This is a genomic window from Rhizobium sp. 01L419 (assembly GCF_056400025.1).
This window is the reverse complement of record NZ_JBFTSM010000069.1, coordinates 1-385: the sequence shown is the minus strand read 5'-3', so window position 1 is coordinate 385 and position 385 is coordinate 1. Positions and strand designations below refer to the sequence as shown.

The following is a 385-nucleotide window of genomic DNA, read 5'->3' as shown; positions in this document are numbered from 1 at the left end:
GTCGAGAGGCGAGACTGTCGCATCTCTAACTGGCCCAACTGTCGCATTACTAAATAGCCCTGGAGAACCTAACCCAAGTGCATCATGCCCGTTTTGCAGGGTAGGGGATCACCTTGCTTCTTGCAAATGTGCGATAAAAACCTCGGCAGGCGTCTTGTAGCCGAGGCACCTTCGCGGCTGGTCATTCAGGTGGCGGGCAAGTTGGGTAAGATCGTGTTGTGTTATGCCTGCTAGGTCAGTATCGCCTGGCATGAAGCGACGAATACGCTTGTTGGCATTTTCCACAGCGCCTTTCTGCCACGGTGCGCTGGGATCGCAGAACCAGCTGCGCGCGCCGATGCCATCTTCCAAAGCCCGGAAGCCGGCAAACTCCGTTCCGCGATCG

General features: G+C 56.6%; 1 protein-coding gene. It reads right to left on the bottom strand.

The features are described 5' to 3' along the window. Positions 1 to 108 precede the first annotated feature (108 nt). A partial coding sequence (locus AC1DUP_RS36820; RefSeq protein WP_477837397.1) for an IS30 family transposase occupies positions 109 to 385 on the bottom strand: 277 nt, incomplete at its 5' end.